The 17,104-nt window shown below is 63.9% G+C and carries 21 protein-coding genes; 5 read left to right on the top strand and 16 right to left on the bottom strand.

The genetic code is table 11. The annotated features are described in order from the left end of the window. Positions 1-448: 448 nt before the first annotated feature. From AAGA11_20135 to AAGA11_20115, 5 genes are all read right to left on the bottom strand, one after another. On the bottom strand, positions 449-1,258 hold the full coding sequence (locus tag AAGA11_20135) for an enoyl-CoA hydratase (protein MEM9605183.1): 810 nt from the start codon (positions 1,256-1,258) through the stop codon (positions 449-451). A gap of 293 nt (positions 1,259-1,551) precedes the next feature. Continuing rightward, positions 1,552-2,616 carry an AbrB family transcriptional regulator gene (locus tag AAGA11_20130; protein ID MEM9605182.1) on the bottom strand — a complete coding sequence of 355 codons (1,065 nt, stop codon included), beginning with the start codon at positions 2,614-2,616 and terminating at the stop codon, positions 1,552-1,554. Positions 2,617-2,745: 129 nt separating this feature from the next. Next, the gene (locus tag AAGA11_20125; GenBank protein ID MEM9605181.1) at positions 2,746-4,380 is read right to left on the bottom strand and encodes a tripartite tricarboxylate transporter permease; all 1,635 of its coding nucleotides are present in this window, start codon (positions 4,378-4,380) and stop codon (positions 2,746-2,748) included. Beyond that, complete coding sequence (locus AAGA11_20120) at positions 4,381-4,890, bottom strand: tripartite tricarboxylate transporter TctB family protein (GenBank protein ID MEM9605180.1); 510 nt, start codon at positions 4,888-4,890, stop codon at positions 4,381-4,383. A 176-nt stretch (positions 4,891-5,066) separates the two neighbouring features. Further along, complete coding sequence (locus AAGA11_20115; GenBank protein ID MEM9605179.1) at positions 5,067-6,044, bottom strand: tripartite tricarboxylate transporter substrate binding protein; 978 nt, start codon at positions 6,042-6,044, stop codon at positions 5,067-5,069. A gap of 163 nt (positions 6,045-6,207) precedes the next feature. On the opposite strand from AAGA11_20115, the gene AAGA11_20110 reads away from it, so the two are divergent. Beyond that, positions 6,208-7,371 (top strand): CoA transferase, encoded by a 1,164-nt coding sequence (locus AAGA11_20110; protein MEM9605178.1) that lies wholly within the window; start codon positions 6,208-6,210, stop codon positions 7,369-7,371. 314 nt (positions 7,372-7,685) lie between these two features. Here the strand turns inward: AAGA11_20110 and AAGA11_20105 are convergent, their stop codons facing one another. Next, positions 7,686-8,294 (bottom strand): TetR/AcrR family transcriptional regulator, encoded by a 609-nt coding sequence (locus tag AAGA11_20105; GenBank protein ID MEM9605177.1) that lies wholly within the window; start codon positions 8,292-8,294, stop codon positions 7,686-7,688. A gap of 76 nt (positions 8,295-8,370) precedes the next feature. Between AAGA11_20105 and AAGA11_20100 the strand changes: the two genes are divergently transcribed. Genes AAGA11_20100 through AAGA11_20090 form a run of 3 tightly spaced genes read left to right on the top strand, consistent with a single transcriptional unit; the run spans position 8,371 to position 9,867 of the window. Further along, complete coding sequence (locus AAGA11_20100; GenBank protein MEM9605176.1) at positions 8,371-8,919, top strand: redoxin domain-containing protein; 549 nt, start codon at positions 8,371-8,373, stop codon at positions 8,917-8,919. A 38-nt stretch (positions 8,920-8,957) separates the two neighbouring features. Continuing rightward, a complete protein-coding gene (locus AAGA11_20095; GenBank protein ID MEM9605175.1) occupies positions 8,958-9,410 on the top strand; it encodes a nuclear transport factor 2 family protein in 453 nt (150 codons plus the stop codon). 16 nt (positions 9,411-9,426) lie between these two features. After that, on the top strand, positions 9,427-9,867 hold the full coding sequence (locus AAGA11_20090) for a hypothetical protein (protein ID MEM9605174.1): 441 nt from the start codon (positions 9,427-9,429) through the stop codon (positions 9,865-9,867). A 400-nt stretch (positions 9,868-10,267) separates the two neighbouring features. Here AAGA11_20090 and AAGA11_20085 read toward each other — a convergent pair whose 3' ends face one another. Both AAGA11_20085 and AAGA11_20080 read right to left on the bottom strand, forming a co-directional pair. Then, positions 10,268-10,648, bottom strand: a complete 381-nt coding sequence (locus tag AAGA11_20085) for a hypothetical protein (protein MEM9605173.1) — start codon at positions 10,646-10,648, stop codon at positions 10,268-10,270. A gap of 29 nt (positions 10,649-10,677) precedes the next feature. Next, entirely contained in the window at positions 10,678-11,550 is an 873-nt protein-coding gene (locus AAGA11_20080; protein MEM9605172.1) for an amidohydrolase family protein, read from the bottom strand. Positions 11,551-11,732: 182 nt separating this feature from the next. On the opposite strand from AAGA11_20080, the gene AAGA11_20075 reads away from it, so the two are divergent. Continuing rightward, entirely contained in the window at positions 11,733-12,752 is a 1,020-nt protein-coding gene (locus tag AAGA11_20075) for a DMT family transporter (GenBank protein MEM9605171.1), read from the top strand. Positions 12,753-12,763: 11 nt separating this feature from the next. Here AAGA11_20075 and AAGA11_20070 read toward each other — a convergent pair whose 3' ends face one another. From AAGA11_20070 to AAGA11_20035, 8 genes are all read right to left on the bottom strand, one after another. Next, complete coding sequence (locus AAGA11_20070; GenBank protein MEM9605170.1) at positions 12,764-13,093, bottom strand: hypothetical protein; 330 nt, start codon at positions 13,091-13,093, stop codon at positions 12,764-12,766. Next, the gene (locus tag AAGA11_20065) at positions 13,087-13,248 is read right to left on the bottom strand and encodes a hypothetical protein (protein ID MEM9605169.1); all 162 of its coding nucleotides are present in this window, start codon (positions 13,246-13,248) and stop codon (positions 13,087-13,089) included. Before AAGA11_20065 ends, AAGA11_20070 begins: the two co-directional genes overlap by 7 nt. An 86-nt stretch (positions 13,249-13,334) precedes the next feature. Continuing rightward, the gene (locus AAGA11_20060; GenBank protein ID MEM9605168.1) at positions 13,335-13,799 is read right to left on the bottom strand and encodes a GNAT family N-acetyltransferase; all 465 of its coding nucleotides are present in this window, start codon (positions 13,797-13,799) and stop codon (positions 13,335-13,337) included. Positions 13,800-13,855: 56 nt separating this feature from the next. Next, complete coding sequence (locus tag AAGA11_20055) at positions 13,856-14,362, bottom strand: N-acetyltransferase (GenBank protein ID MEM9605167.1); 507 nt, start codon at positions 14,360-14,362, stop codon at positions 13,856-13,858. Between the two features lie 81 nt (positions 14,363-14,443). Continuing rightward, complete coding sequence (locus AAGA11_20050; GenBank protein MEM9605166.1) at positions 14,444-14,809, bottom strand: VOC family protein; 366 nt, start codon at positions 14,807-14,809, stop codon at positions 14,444-14,446. Positions 14,810-14,866: 57 nt separating this feature from the next. Continuing rightward, positions 14,867-15,352, bottom strand: coding sequence for an ATP-binding protein (locus AAGA11_20045; protein MEM9605165.1), 486 nt, complete (start codon positions 15,350-15,352; stop codon positions 14,867-14,869). 88 nt (positions 15,353-15,440) lie between these two features. Further along, positions 15,441-16,067: a LysE family transporter gene (locus AAGA11_20040; protein MEM9605164.1), complete on the bottom strand. Its 627-nt coding sequence runs from the start codon at positions 16,065-16,067 to the stop codon at positions 15,441-15,443. Between the two features lie 67 nt (positions 16,068-16,134). Continuing rightward, positions 16,135-16,512, bottom strand: coding sequence for a cupin domain-containing protein (locus AAGA11_20035; protein MEM9605163.1), 378 nt, complete (start codon positions 16,510-16,512; stop codon positions 16,135-16,137). Positions 16,513-17,104: the final 592 nt, after the last annotated feature.

The raw sequence follows: 17,104 nt of genomic DNA, 5'->3' as shown, positions 1-17,104 counted from the left end.
GATTACAGCTCGAGACTCCAGGACAAGGTTGGTTTTTACATTTCCCTTTGTGATGCCCAGGCTTGTGACATGTGGAACATATTTTCCCGCCTCGCCTTGCTGCCATTTCATCATACTTGTTTGCCTCTTGATGTAGTAGGCCGCGCTCCCACGGGGAGCTGAGTCTTTCCTCGATCTTGTGGGAGCTTGGCCGTCCCGCAGGGTCGCCGCGCGAATGGGGTTGGATCTGTACGCCGCCGTTGGATCGCTTCGCCCGGTCTCGCTTCGCGAGGACCGCGCTCCCACGGGGAGCTGAGTCTTGCTTCGATCTTGTGGGAGCGTGGCCGTCTGCGAAGACGCCGCGCGAATGATGCTGGATACGTGCGCCGCCGTTGGATCGTTTCGCCCGGTCTCGCTGCGCGAGGACCGCGCTCCCACAAGGGCGTGGTGCATTGAAACCGACGCTGCGCTACTTACCTTGGAATTCGGGCTTGCGTTTTTCCATGAAGGCGCGGCGGCCCTCTTTGTAGTCTTCGGAGGCGAAGCAGGCGGCGACCATGGCATCGCAGCGGGCCAGGTCGCGCGCGTTTGGGTCGGGCAGCATGACCTGGGTCGCGATGTATTTCATCGCCTGGATGGTCAGCGGCGCGTTGCCGGCGATGGTGTTGGCGAGTTCGGCCACCCGCTCGACGAGCTCGTCTTCCCCAACCAACTCCTGCACCAGGCCCATCTGCACAGCCGTGTCGGTGTCGATGCTCTTCGCGGTGAACATGAGCTTCTTGGCATTCGCCGACCCCACCGCGTTGATCAGGCGCCGGATGGCGTCAAAGGGGTAGCCGAGCGCGAGCTTGGCGGCTGGCATCGAGAACCGTGATTTCGTCGAAGCGACACGGAAATCGGTGCAGGTGGCGAGATTCAGACCGCCGCCGATGCAGTGGCCGTCGATCATCGCGATGGTCGGCTTCGGGAAGTGTTCGATGGTGTCGTACACCACCTTGAGCCGCGCGTTGTAGTGCTCTGTCGCCTCTTTCGAGCCACGCTCTTTCTCGAATTTCGAGATGTCCGCGCCCGAGACGAAGGCCTTGCCACCCGCGCCCGAGAGGATCACCACCCGCACCTGGTCGTCCTCGCGGAACGCGTTGAGCGCGACGTCCACCGCGTCCCACATCTCGAGCGACACCGCGTTGTAGCGCTCGGGGTTGTTGAACACGATGTGGCCCGCCGCGCCGTCGACGCGCGCCTGGATTTTCTCCGTGGGCAGGGTGAGTTCGGTTGCCATGGGTGGGTCCTGTGTCTGTGCGCGTTGAACACCAGATGCGCATTCTACAAGAGCGTGAGGCCGCGAGCGCGACGGCAAGCCCGATTCAACCGGCCACAACCCCAGCCGACCGCAGGCCCCCGGATACTGTCGTCATGAGATGAAGAATCGAGCGAAAACACCGCCGGCCTGGAACGATTTGCGAGAACCGAAGTGCAGTGTATGTAGTGGTACAGGCCAGCAGCGGAAACACGGCAAAGCCGTACGACGCCCGCACCGTTTACAGCCGATTATCCGGCTCGTGACGGCGGTATCTAGCGCCGCGGCACCAGCTTGAACACCCGAATCGACAGAAACCGCCCGATGTAGACCGTCAGCAGAATGCGCACGAGGTGGTGCAAGGCCACCACGATCGGGTTGAAGTTCAGCGACAGCGCGATCAGGCTCATCTCGGCCAGGCCACCGGCGGCAAAGCTGATGAACATCGCGCCGAAGTCCGCCGGCACGTTGGCCGCGAGGACATAAGCGAAGCTCCCGGCCAACACCAGCATGTACACACCGCTCAAGAGGCCCATGCGCAGGCCGCGCGCAAGCTGCCGCCGCGAGATGCCGGAGAATTGCGCGCCGAGTGCGGTGCCAACCATGTATTGTGCTGCGTGCCCGAGCCAGGGAGGAATATTGACGTCGATGAACCCGCCCACCGACAACAGCAAGGCCAGCAGCAAGGGCCCGAGCATGTGCGACACCGGCAGCTTGGTCTGTTGTCCGATCATCAGACCAACCATGGCGATGCCAACGATCACCGCGACGTCGGTCGCGTCGTAGTCACTTGTGGCGAGCGTCTCACCCGCGAGCGAACCCACCGCCTCGCCCTCGATAAAGAGGAAGAGCAGCGGCACCGACACCACCACCAAAATGATGCGGATGAAGTGCTGGGAGGTCACCACGCGCAGGTCGGCGCCCGCCTCCTCGGCCAGCGCGGCCGAGTCGATGATGCCACCCGGCAAGGCGGCGAAGTAGGCATCGAGTTTCTCGTACCCGCCCAGGCCCCGCATGATCGCGTAGCTGCCGCCGTGGGCCATGAGGATGAACGGCACCAACGCGAGCCCCGACACCCAGAAGTGCGGCACCAGCGTCAAGAGCTCGGGCGTGAAGCGCGTCCCGATCATCGACCCGATGATCGACATGAACACCAGGCGTACCCAGCGCGAAAGCTTGGGCAGCCGTTTGTCGTCGCGCTCGTACCAGAGCACGAAGCTCGCAGCGCCCGCGATGCCGCCGAGCATAAAGGGCATCGGCAGCCCGATCGCGTAGGCCGCGATGCCGCCGATCAGGCCAAACGCGAAGATCGGCAGGAAGCGGCGGTCCAACGCGCTCATGGTGAGGAGCGCATGTCGGCCCACACGCGCAACGTCCGGGCACCGCCCAACCGACGCTCGGACCGGCGGGACTTCAAGCCGCTGCGATGTCTTTGCCCGTACCGCCTCACGTCGCGCCCGCAACCCGTGCTACGTCGCGTCGGTCTTCCGGGCGCGGTAACTCGTCCAGGCGCGGAACAACACCACCGCGGCGCCGATCATCAGGAAGATCGGCGCGTAGGAGAACTTGCCCTGGTACTCGAAGCTGGTGAACACCAGAAAGCCCTTGTCCGAGATGATCATCGACTGGCGAAACGCCTCTTCCATGCTGGAGGTCAACACGAAGGCGATGATGAACGCCGCCGCCGAGAAGTTCGTGCGCCGCATCGCGTAGCCGATCACCCCGAACAGCAGCGCAAAGCCCACGTCCCAGATCGACGCGCGCGAGGAGTAGCTCGCCGCGAGCGCGGTCATGAAGATGAACGGGTAGAGGTACTGCGTCGGCAGCAGTGCTATCGCACGGCCGATGAACGGCGCCGCGAAGTAGCCGATCAGCGCGTAACACGCGATGCCGATGAGGCCGGCCGCGAAGATGCCGAAAATGAATTCACGCGGGCTGATCAGCTGGCCGCCCATGAAGAGCGGTGGCTCGGACGCGAAGATGGTCGGCCCGGGCTGCAGGCCGTTCACGAGGAACATGCCGATCAGCACCGCGGCGATGGTCGAGCCCGGGATACCGAGCGTCAGCAGCGGAATCATCGACGGGCCGGAGACGGCGTTGTTGGCCGATTCGGGCGCGGCGATGCCCTCGACGATGCCGGTGCCCCACTCGTCCTTCTTCTTGGATTTGCGCTTCTCCTCACCGTAGGCGACGAAGCAGGCCACCGACGACCCGAGCCCCGGCATCATGCCGATCAGCGAACCGTAGATCGACGAGCGGAACATCAGCGGGATACAGCGCTTGAACTCGCCCCAGGTGAAGTAGTGCGCGGTTGGGTCGTCCATCTTGTCGCGCGCCATCTCGGTCATCTTCACCTTGGCGGCTTTCTCGGCCTGAATAATGACCTCGGAGATGACGAACACGCCGATCAGGAGCGGCACGAGGGCCATGCCGGACTCGAGCTCGTCGATGCCCATGGTCATCTTGAACTGCCCGGTGATGATGTCCTCGCCGATCAGGCCGATCACGGCGCCAAAGAGCGTGGAGATTATGCCCTTGATGATGCTGTCGCTGACCACCGAGCCGATGACGACAAAAGCCATCAGGTAGATCGCGAAGTTCTCAGGCGGCCCGAACTGGCGCGTGAACGCGGCGATCCAGACAGCGCCGAAGATCAGCACGATCTCGCCGAAGTAGTCGCCGTAGACCGAGGCCACGGTGGCGGTTTTCAGCGCCTTGCCGGCCTTGCCGCTCTGCGTCATCGGGTAGCCGTCCTGCATGGTCGCAGCCGATGCGGCCGTGCCGGGCGTGTTGAACAAGATGGCAGCTATGGACCCGCCGTAGCGCCCCGACTTGCCGATCACGTAGAGAAACGCGAGCCCCGCGAGGCCACCGATCTCGTCGTTGTACGCGATGAGGATCGGCAGCATCATCGCAATGGCCGCGGCCGCGGTCAGCCCGGGCAGCGCGCCGAACACAATGCCGACGAAGGCCGCCAGCACCACGAACATGATCGCGAAGGGGTCGTTGAACAGGATGACAAATCCGCAGGAGATGTCGAAAAAGATGGAGAGGAATCCGAGCGACTCGAAGGCCTCTTCCAGGCCCGCACACTGGTTTTGCACCTATTCCGCTCCTGTAATCCAATTGGTGTACGGGCGCATGTCGACGACCGCACCCGCGGGGTCGTTCAGCAGCATCACGCCCATGAACACCCACTGAAAGATGAAGGCCGTGACCAACGCGCCGATGAGCATCACCAGCCAGTTGCGCACGCCGAAGGTCAGCAGCATCGAGATCAGCGTGACGACCAGGGCGACAAAGTAGCCGAAGGCCCAGAACGCGGCGACGAACAGCGCGCCGCACGCGACCACGAGAAAGATCCGTTTGACGTCGCTCTCGAGGAAGCCGTACCCGTCCTTGATCTCACCCGCCTTGCCGAGAAAGGCCCGCAGGCCCAACCACAAGCCGCCGAGCACCAGCGACACGGCGAGAATCATCGGCAGCGTACGCGGCCCGACCGACTCGCGGGACGTCTCGATGGTGAAGGCCTGGAAGATGAAGAAGACGCCGATTGCGATGACCACGGCGCCGACGCCGTACTCCAGTTTGGTCTTGTACTCGGTCGTGCCCATGTGCGGTTCCTGTGGTCTGTCTGTCAGCCAACGACCGGATCAGGTCGCAGCCGACGGCGGCGCGTGGCCGGGTCGAGGGCTCGGTGGCCGGGCGCCGTGTTTCGGTGCCGGGCCAACGAAAAGAGGCAAGCCCGAAGGGCTTGCCTCTGGTTCAGCGCGGTGCGCTGAGCGCAACCTTACTGGTTGGCGATGATTTCAGCCACCACCGGACCCATGACGTCGAACATGGTGTCCTGTGCTGCCGTGGCCGCAGCCGCATCGGTGTAGAAAGACGCGAGGTCGTTCTTGCCCATGTAGCGCTTGTAGCCCTTGAGGTCGGCGATGTGCGCGATGGCTGCGCCAACGTCGGTCTGCACCTCCTCAGGGATGCCCGCCGGTCCGAACAGGCACATCAGACCGGTGAAGTCGATGCCCTCGGTGCCCTGCTCCTTGAAGGTCATGAGGTCGGGGGCCATCGGGTCACGCTCGGCGCCAGCAGAGGCAAGTGCGCGGATGTCGTCTTCGAATCCGACCACGGTGTTCACGCCACCGAAGACCGCTTCAACCGACTGTGACACAAGGGCTGCGCGTGCCTTTGACCCGCCTTTGAAGGGCACTTTCTTGTGCGGGATGCCGTGGGTGTCGAAGAAGATGTGACCGATGGTCGCGTGCATGGTGGCCGCGCCAGAGGTGCCCCAGGTGATTTCCTTGCCGGACGCCTTGGCGTTGGCAACGAACTCTTCGACATTGGTGGCGCCGTTGGAGGTGTGCACCTGCAGAGACGTCACCAGCTGCGAGGCGCAGCCGAGGTTCACGAAGGCTTCGGGGATGTGGTACGGACGGTCGTCGCCCTTCGCCAGCTCACCGGCGATGAAGGTGCCGATGTTGATCATGTACAGCGTGTAGCCGTCAGCGTCTTCGTCCAGCACGGCCTTGGCGGCTTTCTGGCCAGAGGCACCCGGCAGGTTCACGATGAACGCGGGCATGCCGTTCATGGACGGCGCTTCGTGCATGTAGGACGCGAAACCACGCGCCGTGGTGTCAGTGCCACCACCGGCCGAGAAGCCGACCATGATCTTGATGGGTTTTGCGGGGTAATCCGCCATGGCGGTGGCGCTGGCCAGCATGGCCGTCGCGGCTGCCACGCCGGTGACAACTTTCTTTGCAAAGTGCATTGTGTACTCCAGATGGTGTGCTTCAGACGCGCGCGAGTCGCGTTCTTGAACGGCCGAGTGTAAACCGGATATTGTGCTTGCGCCATGCAGAATAGGTCGGAATTGCAACGATTCGACTCCGGAATCTGCACCCGGTCACAGTTCCGCACCCCGCGAGGTCAGGATGTCGCAAACCCACCCCTTTGAGGGCCTGTTGGTGGTGGACTTCACCCACGTGCTGGCCGGGCCCGCGTGCGCCTACTACCTCGGTCTGCTGGGCGCCGAGGTGATCAAGGTCGAGTCGGTCGAGAAGGGCGACGCGATCCGCCACCGCGGCGGCACCGACCGCGCCGGGTCGGCGGCGGGCATGAGCACCGCCTACCTCACGCAGGGTGCCGGCAAACGCTCTCTCGCGCTCGACCTCGATACGCCGGACGGCATCGCGCACTTCCACGCGCTGCTCGCCCGCGCCGACGTGCTGGTTGAAAACCACGTGCCGAGCACACTCGCGCGCCTGCAGCTCGACGAGGCCACACTGGCCGAACGCCACCCGCACCTCATTCACTGCGCGATGACCGGCTACGGCCGCGGCGGGCCGCAAGCCAACGCCACGGCGTACGACGTCAACATCCAGGCGTCGTGCGGCTTGATGGACTGCACCGGCACCGCCGAGAGCGGGCCGATGCGCACCGGCGCGCCCGTGCTCGACTACGCAACCGGTATGGCTGCGGGTTTTGCGGTGTCGGCGGCGCTCTTCGCGCGCGCGACGACCGGCAAGGGCAGCTTCATCGACGTCTCGATGCTCGAGACCGGGTTGTCGCTGATGAGCTCCACCGTCACCGACTACCTCAAGACCGGCAACGCACCGCAACGCCGCGGCAACCTCGCCAACAGCCGCTCACCCGGCGCGGGCAGCTTCCCCTGCCGGGACGGCATCATCGCCCTCGGCGTCAACGAAGAGTCGCACTTTAAGAACCTCGCGCGCGCACTCGACCGGGAGGACTGGCTCAGCGACGCCCGCTTTGCCGAGCGCAGCGAGCGGGACCGCCACGCCGCCGACTTCGCTGCCGAGATCGAAGCCGAGCTCGCGCGCAAGAGCGCCACCGAGTGGGAGCCACACTTGCAATCGTGTGGCGTGCCCTCGGCGCGCCTGAGAAGCCTGCCGGAGGCGCTCGCCTCGGAGCAGGTGCAGCAACGCGGCTTCGTGCAGACGACCGACGCCGGCGTGGACGTGCCGACGCTGCCGTTCCGCCTCGGCGGTGTCGCAGCCTATCACCCGTCGCGCGCGGCGCCGATGCGGGGTGAGCACACAGATGAGATCACGTCGTGGTTGGCGTGTACCGATTGAGGAGACTTCCGATCACCCTCCAATTGCTGCAATCCTGTGTTGCAGTCTCAGTGTGACGGACTGCCAATCACCGTTCACTGTCCTGTGGCCAGCGTCATGTGTTCGATGGCACTTGCCATGGCGCGGCTGCGCTTCACCGACACTCACTCGGAACGCAGTAGGCTGCTCTCTGCGCGATTACGCAGAGCGCACGGCAAAGGACAAGCGCACCTCGCCGGCTGCGCCTGGCCGGTCACACCGAGTAGGTCTCTTTGTATCACGCGCGCTCTGCACACGCTGACGTCACCCGACGATTGCGTCAGTTGCGAGACGAATCAAAGCTGCAGCACCATCGCAGCGCGGTGCGTGATGTCCTGCTGAAGCGACGTTTCGGTCCAGCCCGCTCGGCCTCGATGCACATAGCCTTGGCGCATGTCGTGCAACAAGCGGGCGCGTTCTAGCGACGGAAACTCAGGAGGCAAGTTGCCGCGCTCTTTTTCGAGTTCGAATCGCGCCGCGAGCCGCTTATCGGTGCTGTCTATCGCCTGGGTCATGCGTTCCTGAACGCCCTCCACATCGCCGACATTGGTCGCCACGCACGAGGCGAGGAAACAACCACGCGGGCCATCACCGTGATCGGTTGACGCGTGAATCACCGCCATGAGAAAACCGGTAACGGCTTTGCTGATGTCCGGCTCGGTTTCAAAGGCAACGATAGGCGCGCAGCCGTCTACGTCAGCGTAGCGGTCAATCGTTTTAAGGTAGAGCGCGCGTTTGTCCCCGAATGCCGCGTACAAGCTCGGGCCGCTGATGCCCATGGCACGCGTGAGGTCTTTCATTGAGGTCCCATGGAAGCCCTTGATCCAAAAGGTATTCATTGCCGCCAGCAGCGCGTCATCAAGGTCGAAGGTGCGCGGCCTCCCCATTTTATTTGTATCGTTCATTATTTTTCTCTTGACACCCCAGGCGCTTACTCCGAATATATATATCGAACGATACATATTCAATTAGGCAGCCCAGATGACTGCACCAGACACCACCATTCTGGCACCCAAACCGGGCCAGACACTGCCCGCATTACACCTGCCGTTGATCGGTGGCGGTGTCGCTGACATCACCAAGCCAACAGGCGAACACGATTGGCGATTGATCGTGATCTATCGCGGCAAACACTGCCCGCTGTGCACGCAGTATCTCGTGGAGCTGGAAGCCACGCGAGCCCAATTGAGCGACATCGGTATCGATGTCATCGCCGTGTCTGCAGACAGTGAGGAACGCGCCACCGCGCATCTCGCCAACATCGAAACCCATTTCCCGGTTGCCTATGACCTCAGCGAAGCACAAATGCAGAAATTGGGTTTGTACATCTCCGGCCCGCAAAGCGGCGTCGACGTTGCGCGGCCGTTTGCCGAACCTGGGCTGTTCACTGTGGACGACCAGGCACGGATACAACTCGTCGACATCTCCAACCTGCCCTTTTCGCGACCGTCCTTGGCCAAGGTCGCCAACGGCATGGCTTGGCTTCGAAGCCAAACTGCCGCTTTCCCGATCAACGGCTCCCACGCCTGACAGTCAACCCACACGTCCCACAACAAGGAGCCACGCTGATGCGCACATCACTTCTGCTCGCCGCACTCACAACCAGTGCAATCACTGCACTGGCAGCGACATCACTCACAGGCCCGACCGAGAGCCTCCACGCGCTGAATGACCGATTCAACAGCGCCATCGCAGAGGGCGACGTCCAAGCCGTCCTCGATCTCTACGCCGACGACACGTTGTGGATCGAACAAGGCAAACCCGCAGTGCAAGGACTGGACGCACCCCGCCAGCTATTCGAGTTCGTGACAGCCAACCGAGGCAAAGTCACTCACACAGTCGACACACTGTTTGTTGCAGGTGATGCGAGCCTGGCTGTGATGATCGGATCAGTGGAAGCCAAATTGGAGGCAGCCAATCTTGACGCCACGGGAACCTACCTCTTCGTGCTTGAGCCCAATGGCGACAACTGGCAGGTGGTCACCGACATGTGGCACCAGCACCAACCAGCCGCCGAGTGAATCGGGCTGACTCCTCATGCGGGCCGCGCTGGCCCATCTCTTTCCGATACAGCTACAGCAGGACACGCGCATGACCACTGATTCTGCCCAGGCGCGCGACATCAAATCGGCACTGGATGAACTGATTCACTCTGCGGCCAACTCACACCTCGAGATACTTGAGTCGCTCTACCATCGAGACATGACAGTGCACATGCTCGCGCCGGACAACAGCTTGCACACTTTTGACAAGCCCGGATTCATCACACAAATGCAGAAGACCCTGGAGACCAATGGTCCGCCAGATTCATGGGCAAAATACCACACGGTCGACGCGACAGCAGGCCGCGGTCACGTGCTCATCAGCCGCCGTGTCAACCTGACCGGCGACGAGGTCAGCCTGATCACTTTGAGTATCGACTTTGTGTTCGAGGACGGTCGCTGGCAGATCATTCGGGAAGTCATTTTCACGGGATAAGCCTCACATACGACTTCCACGGCGCTGCTCAGTGACTCAGAAAACGCCGATCTGCCCTCGGTAAGATACACCGTTCAATACGGTCTAATTATCAAGCATGGAACCAGTATTGGTTGATTGTCCATAATCGTCAACCAGTCAACGCGTCAATCTGGAACGTGGGCACGCTACGGTGGGACATGAGACGCTGTGGACATCGTATCGACGGGGTGCGCACCGCACCGAAGTGGGTGGATGCCCGGCAGGGACCGCCGTTGCAGCCTGCCGTGTGACGAATCACCTATCACCACTCACGGACCCTGTGTGGCAGCGTCGCGTATTCGATGGCAAAGCCACAGCGAAGCCGCACAGCAACGGACACCCCCTGAACGTGTTCAGCGAACACCGTGGGCCACCACGCTCAGCGCGACGCGAAGGACGACCGCACTTTCGCCGCCCAGACCCCGTCGATGTCGACGATGACCCAAAGCGACCGAAAGGCCGTCATGAGCGCATCGTCGCCATCGAAGCGCCGGATCTCGACGTCCAGGTGCACCTTGGCCTCGGACGCCCCCACCACCGCAATATCGCCCACCTCGGAGCGCGCCCAATCGGCGCCCGCGCGCGCGAGAAAGTCGGCGAAGTAGTGTTCGGGTGTCTCCCAGGTTTTCCAGGCTGTGCCGCTCAGGCGGTGGTGCGGGAAGTGCAGCGTCGCGGCCAGCGCGGTGGCGTCGCGCGCGTTCAGCGCGGCGATGTGCGCGTCCATCACCGCACGGGCGTGTTGGGTGGCAGCGTCGGTCACGAGAACACCTCCAGGTTGGCACTGATGGGTCAGAACCCGTACAGCGTGGCGGGGTTGTCGACCAGCACACGGTGCCGGGTGGCGGCGTCCGGCAGCCACCGCGACAGCAGGTTCACCAGCTGCGTGTCGTCGGGCATGGCGTGCGGCACGTGCGGGTGCGGCCAGTCGCTGCCCCACACGAGGCGTTCCGGGTTGGTCCGCACCAGCGCGTCGACCAGCGGCTCGACGTCGGCGTAGTCCGGCGTCGTGCCATCACTCACCCGGTACGGACCCGAGAGCTTTACCCACACCTGCCCGTCACCGAGCACGCGCAGCAGCTGCTGGAAACCGGGGTGGTCGACGCCCTGCTTCGCCCGCATGTGGCCGAGGTGATCGAACACCAGCGGCACGGGCAGCGCGCGCACGAGCGATGCGAGGTCGTCGATGGCCGTCACGTCGGTGAGCATCTGCAGGTGCCAGTTCACCTCGGCGAGCGTGCGGGCGAAGGTTTTGAGGTCCCCCGCCGCTGCGTTGCTCTGAAACAGCTGGTTCACCCGGCACCCCACCGCCCCGGCCTCGGACAGCGCGCGAAGTTCGGCGATCGATACACCGTTGTCGACGACGACCACCGCCTTCATGGTTGCCGTGGATTCGATGGCCGAGAGGGTCGTGCGGTTGTCTGTCCCGTATACGCTCGGTTGCACCACCACCGACCGGCCGATGCCGAGCGTCGCGTGCACCCGCTTCAACTGCGCCAGCGGCGCCGGCGGCGCGGTGTAGGTGCGCGGCATCACCTGCGGCGAGGGCGCGTCGAAGACGTGGAAGTGGCAGTCGCAGGCGTTGGCCGGCAGCACCAGCTCGGGCGCGGCGACGTCGGCACGGGGCGCGGCACACAACGGGGGCGCAGTGTCATCGGGGCTCATCGCCTCACTATGGCACACACAACGTGCGCGGACCGCCGCACCGGAAACCACACAACGACCACACGGGCATTGATGCGACCTGCCGTGTCGCAATTCAGGCTGTGTCGGCGCGCGGCAATGGCGTACAACGAGACTCCGTGTCCGATGGCGCAGGCCACCGGACCGCAACCGGGGGATCGGCATTGAACACCGTCGACACCGCAGCCCAGGCGCCCGCCAGTCGCACACCGCAAGGCATTGCCGCCATCGTGCTCGGCATGCTCTTTTTCGTCGGCCAGGACGCGCTGATGAAGTCGTTGCTCGGCGACATCCCGATCTGGCCGCTGTTGTTCGTGCGCGCGGTGATCTGCGCGCTGGTGATGGTCCCGCTGATCCTCACCCTCGGGCCACCGCACCGGCTGTTGACGCCGCTCTGGCCGCTGCATCTCACGCGCGCCCTGCTCTTCGCGTTCGGTTTTTCGCTCTACTACGCCGCCTTCCCGTTCATGACCCTCGCCGCGGTGACGACGATCTTCTTTGCCGCACCCCTGCTCACGGCGCTGTGCGCGGCGGTGTTTCTGAAGGAGCGCATCGGCGTCCACCGGATCAGTGCGCTGGTGCTCGGCTTCATCGGGGTGGTGGTCGCAATGCGACCGGGTGCGGACTCCTTCCAGTGGGTCTCGGTCCTGCCCCTGATCTGCGCGTGCACCTACGCGGTGTCGCAGATGCTCGCGCGCCGGATCGGCGACCGCGACACCTCACTGGTTGCGGGCGCCTACACCATCATCCTCGCCGGCCTGCTGGTGCTGCCGCTCGGTTGGTTGCTGAACACGCTCTTCGACATCGGCGCAGGGCAAGCCCACCTCGGCTGGCACTGGGACGCGATCACGTTGAGCCTGGTGCCCTGGCTACTGCTGCTCGGTGGGATTGGCATGGTCGGTTGGACGCTGCTCTCGCGCGCCTACCAGATTGCCGACGTCGGCGCCGTCGCGCCGTTCGAGTACGTCTACCTGCCGCTCGCCGCGACCCTCGGGTTTTTCGCGTTCGGCGAAGTGCCGACCTGGAGTACCGTGCTTGGCATGGCGCTGATCATGGTGTCCGGCGTGTACATCGGCTACCGCGAAGTCGTCAACGCGCGCACCAGCATCAAACCCACCGCCGAGGCGAGCTTCGCGCCGGGCAACCCGGGTGGCGTGCACGACGACGCAACGCCCGACCGCTGAACCCGGCGGGCTCAACCACCCGTGTCGAGCAAGCCGGTCGCGACGACGGTTTCAAAGTAGGACACTTTCAGGTCGAAGGATTTCAGCAGTGTCTGCGTGCTGGGCTTCACGACCGCGTCGTCAAACGCGCCCTGCTCGAAGTGTCCCGCCGACTCGAGGTCCCGCCAGAAGCTCGACACGATCAGTTCGTTGTCCTCACCGTTCACCTTGACCGCAAGCGTCGCACCGAGGTGCCCCGGCAACGCCGCCATCTCGACAAAGGTCGTGCGTTTCAGGTGCTCAGCGTAAGTTTCGAGCACCTCGTCGCTGCCGGCCACCGCGCGCCACAACCGAATCACCACGGCATCACACCTTTGATGTGAAACCCATAGCCCGTGATGCTGGCGAGTTCGCCGAGCGACTCGTTCACGCGCTGGGCATTCGGGTTCAGAACACAGGACCTGGACTGGCCGTCCATGTTGTCGATGACTGCCTTGGTCACGATGTGTTTCGACATGACCGACTCCGCTGGGGTTCGGACACAGGGTATACGGCACGGCACCGGTTCGGGTCCACCCCGACTCCGCTTGTCAGTGTGCCTAGCTACCCCGTCAGCGCCTTGCCATGGCTCACCACCGGCGAGCCGGACACGGGCCGGTAGCCGAGCGCCAGGTAAAACGCCGACGCCTCCGCGTCAGGTGACCGCAGCTGTATTTTCCTGAAGTGTCCCTGAGCTGCACGCTCGATGCGCGCTACCAGCGCACGCCCCACACCGCCCTGCCGTGAGCCGGGCAGTACGTACACGTGCCGAAGCCGCCCGAGCAAAGGGTCATTGAAATACGGGTCGACGTTGAGGCCGCCGATGCCGACCAGTGCGCCTTCGCGCCGCGCGACGAACAGGGCCTCGCCCGGCAGGGAGAAGGTGTTCTCGCCGGTGTGATAACGCTCGACCAGCGTCCGGACCATGCCATAGCCCTCGCCGAGGGAGGCGTGTTTCAGTGCGTGAATATCCTCCGGCAACGTGAGGGTTTGATGAAAGACACAGCCCTCAATGCCTTGCGGTGTCACCGCGCGGCCTCCTGGGCGAACCACACCGCCAGGGCGTTGGGTCTCATCGGGTCTCGTCAACCACGTCCGTAGAATACCGGGTGAAACGCAAAACGGCCTGCGAGTTCAACATCAGCGAGTTGTCTCAGCATAAAGTAGTCGGCCGGCTCACCGACTGGGCAGTGAGGCCGTGACAAGCAAAAGCCATGACGGCCGTAATAGCCCGGGTCGCCCGTCAACACACATCCGGCTGCACCGACGTCCATCAGGGCCCTGATACCCGATTCGATCAACTCACCGCCCACGCCCTGTCCTTGCCGATCGGGTCTTACGGCGAGTGGCCCCAAGGTGTACCAGTCGCCAGAGGTTTCGGCGTTCGTCGCTGGCGAGAATGAGATCTGGCCGATGAGCTCATCGGCGTCCACCGCCACCAGCGAGACCCGCAATGCACCGAGCTGCCTGAGCTTGTCGATCAGATCGTGTTCATCGCCATCAGCGTAAGACTTGCCCTCGAATGCCAGTCGCGTCACGTCACGAATCGCGCGCTTGTCGGTTTCACGCTCTGGTCTAACGACAACACTCATGGCAGTACACACCAAAGTCCATCCTGACGTACTGCCCGCCGCAATGCCGACTTCGGCTGCTGCGATCGGCCAGCACTGAACTCAGTCATCGAGGTCCTGCCCGAACATGATGCGGTGGCCGTCGTTGGTCCGCACACCGAACTCCCGCATGCCCCAGGGCTCGCTCTTGAGCGCCTTGATCAGCTCGCCGCCCCGCGCCCTGATGTCCTCGTGGTAGGCGTCCACGTCGTCTACCACGATGTAGGCAAAGTAGGAATGGTCACCCAGTTCGCGCGCCGGTAGCGCGTCCGGACAGTGGCCTGCCATGATGCGGCAGCCGTCGCGTTCGAATAGCCGCCACCCGTCGTCGCCGATCTCTCGCACCGTAAATCCGAGCACGTCGCGGTAGTAGGCCGCCGCGTCGTGCAGGTTCTGCACCGCGAGTACGTACATGTGGCTGGTGATCATAAGGTGTTCTCCTGTGGGGGAATGGCAGTTCGTGCCACCCTTGCTAAGAATCGCACACTACCCAACGACGGTGCGGCCCGTGACCAGCTCTTCGGCACTCGGCGGCTCGTAGCGCGGTTCCATGAACGCGAACATGTCGTCGGTCACATCGAACGCGTACAACCTCGGGTCTTTCTCGGCATTTCGCTGTCGCACCCGCTGCTTGCGGGTGTCGGTCGGTGCGGTCACGTAATGGAGCTCTGCCGTGACGCCTGCAGCGTCGGCGAGATCGACAAAGCGCTGCCGTTGCCGCCGCGTGGTGAAGCCGAGGTCGAGCACCACGTGCCCGTCCACCGCCAGAATCTGTTCACAGACAGACCAGATTTGCACATAGCAGCGCTCCACCCGCTCCATCATCCAGTCGAAGTCGAGGGCGGTCATGTCCTTGGCGTAGAGCGTTTGCATCCACGGGTCGATGGAGAAGCGGATGGCCCCGCGTTCGCCGGCCACGGCGAGGGCGTGGGTGGTTTTGCCGGCGCCTGTCGGCCCAGTGATGAGGATCACGCTGGCGATGCTGTGGCTCCCTGCTGTCCGCCTCGTTGCACACCCGACATTCTGACAGAGGCAAGCGACCCGATCACACCGATCGCGCTCAACGAGCCTCGACGAACGAAGACCGGATGAGACCCACACCCGCGACGGCGAACGCGCCCGCGGTGATGCCTTCGATCCACCGCCGAAAGCGGCGGTACCCGTGCATGACGCCACCGACCGAGAACACCAGCGCAATCAACACGTAGACCAGCAACCCCATCGCCACGCACGCCGCCGTGGCAGCGGCAAGTGCACCGAGGCCCGCATCCGCCTCCAGGCCGAGCGACAGCGCCGCCATCCACGCCAGCACGGCCTTGGGGTTGGACAGGTTGAGCGCCAGCCCCTGCACGAACCACCGCTGCCGCGTCGGCCGAAGCGTGTGCTCGGTGTCCGGCTGCCACGCAGTCCACGCCGAGCGCCAGGCGAGCCAGAGCAGATAGAGCCCGCCCAGTACCTTCAGCGCCGACAGGAGCACCACCGAGCTCTGCAACACCACGCCCATGCCACTGGCCGCCACCACCCCCCAGAACGCGAGACCGGCGGTGAGGCCCACGCCGTAGCGCAACCCGGCACGCCGGCCGTACTGCATCGCGACCACCGCGTTCGAGAGCGTGGCAGGACCGGGCGACACCGCCACGACAAAGAAGGTCGCGGCGATGGAGACGAGTGACAAGGGGTCGATCATGGAACAGGCTTCCTCGGGGCAGTTACGCGCCGCTGTGCGTCAGGCGGCACCGCGCTGGCGGCTGCGCTCAGCCGGCCTTTGCGTCCGTCAGCTGCGCCGGTGACTGGAAGTCGAAGCCGATCAGCACGGCGCCGGTTTCGGTGCGGCTGCAGTGCTCGGTGCCGGGTTCGTAGATGATGTAGTCGCCCGGACCGAGCACGGTGCCGTCGGACTCGATGATGTCGCCTTCGAGCACCATGAACTCTTCGCGCACCGCGTGCACGTGCGGTGTCGTGACGGTGCCGGGCGCCATCTTCACGAGGTAGGCACCGTGGCCCGTGTCGCTGTCGTAGCTGAGGTCCATCTGGAAGACCCCGTCCAACACTGGCCCGCCAAAGTCGTAGGGAACGTACTCGGCGGACGCCGTGTTGATCACTCTGCCCTTGTTTTCATCGACGTCGGCCACGGCGCGGGTCCCTGTTTGGGTGGAGTGGTATTGGACTATACCGCGGGACGGGATTTGAGGACGTGCCGCCGTTGCGTAGCAACACGCAAGACACACAAGGCTTATGGGAGCGCTGTCGTCGCGAAGCGAGACGGCGGGGCCGCCTGGACGTGAAGGGCGTTGAGATGGGGCTATTACCAGCACTGCATTCGTCGGCTCTCGCTTCGTGAGGAGACGACTCCCACGGGGTTCGGTGACAACGTCTTGCTAGGTCCAGCGAGGTTCGACCTCTCACTGATCTTGTGGGAGCTCCGTCGTCGCGAAGCGACACGGGGGGCCCGCCTAGGGGCGATAATTCGTGCGAAGTGGCAACTTCCGACACTGCATTCGTCGGCTCTCGCTTCGCGAGGAGACGACTCCCACAGGGTTCGGTGGCAACGTCTTGCCGTTTCAGGCGCGTTTTCAACTCTCACTGATCTTGTGGGAGCGCCGTCGTCGCGACGCGACACGGGGGGCCCGCCTAGGGGCGATGATTCGTGCGAAGTGGCAACTTCCGACACTGCATTCGTCGGCTCTCGCTGCGCGAGGAGACGACTCCCACAGGGTTCGGTGG

The sequence above is a fragment of the Pseudomonadota bacterium genome (assembly GCA_039196715.1).
GTDB lineage: Bacteria > Pseudomonadota > Gammaproteobacteria > CALCKW01 > CALCKW01 > CALCKW01.
Note: the sequence above shows the minus strand (reverse complement) of the source record. Positions and strands in the feature narration are given on the sequence as shown.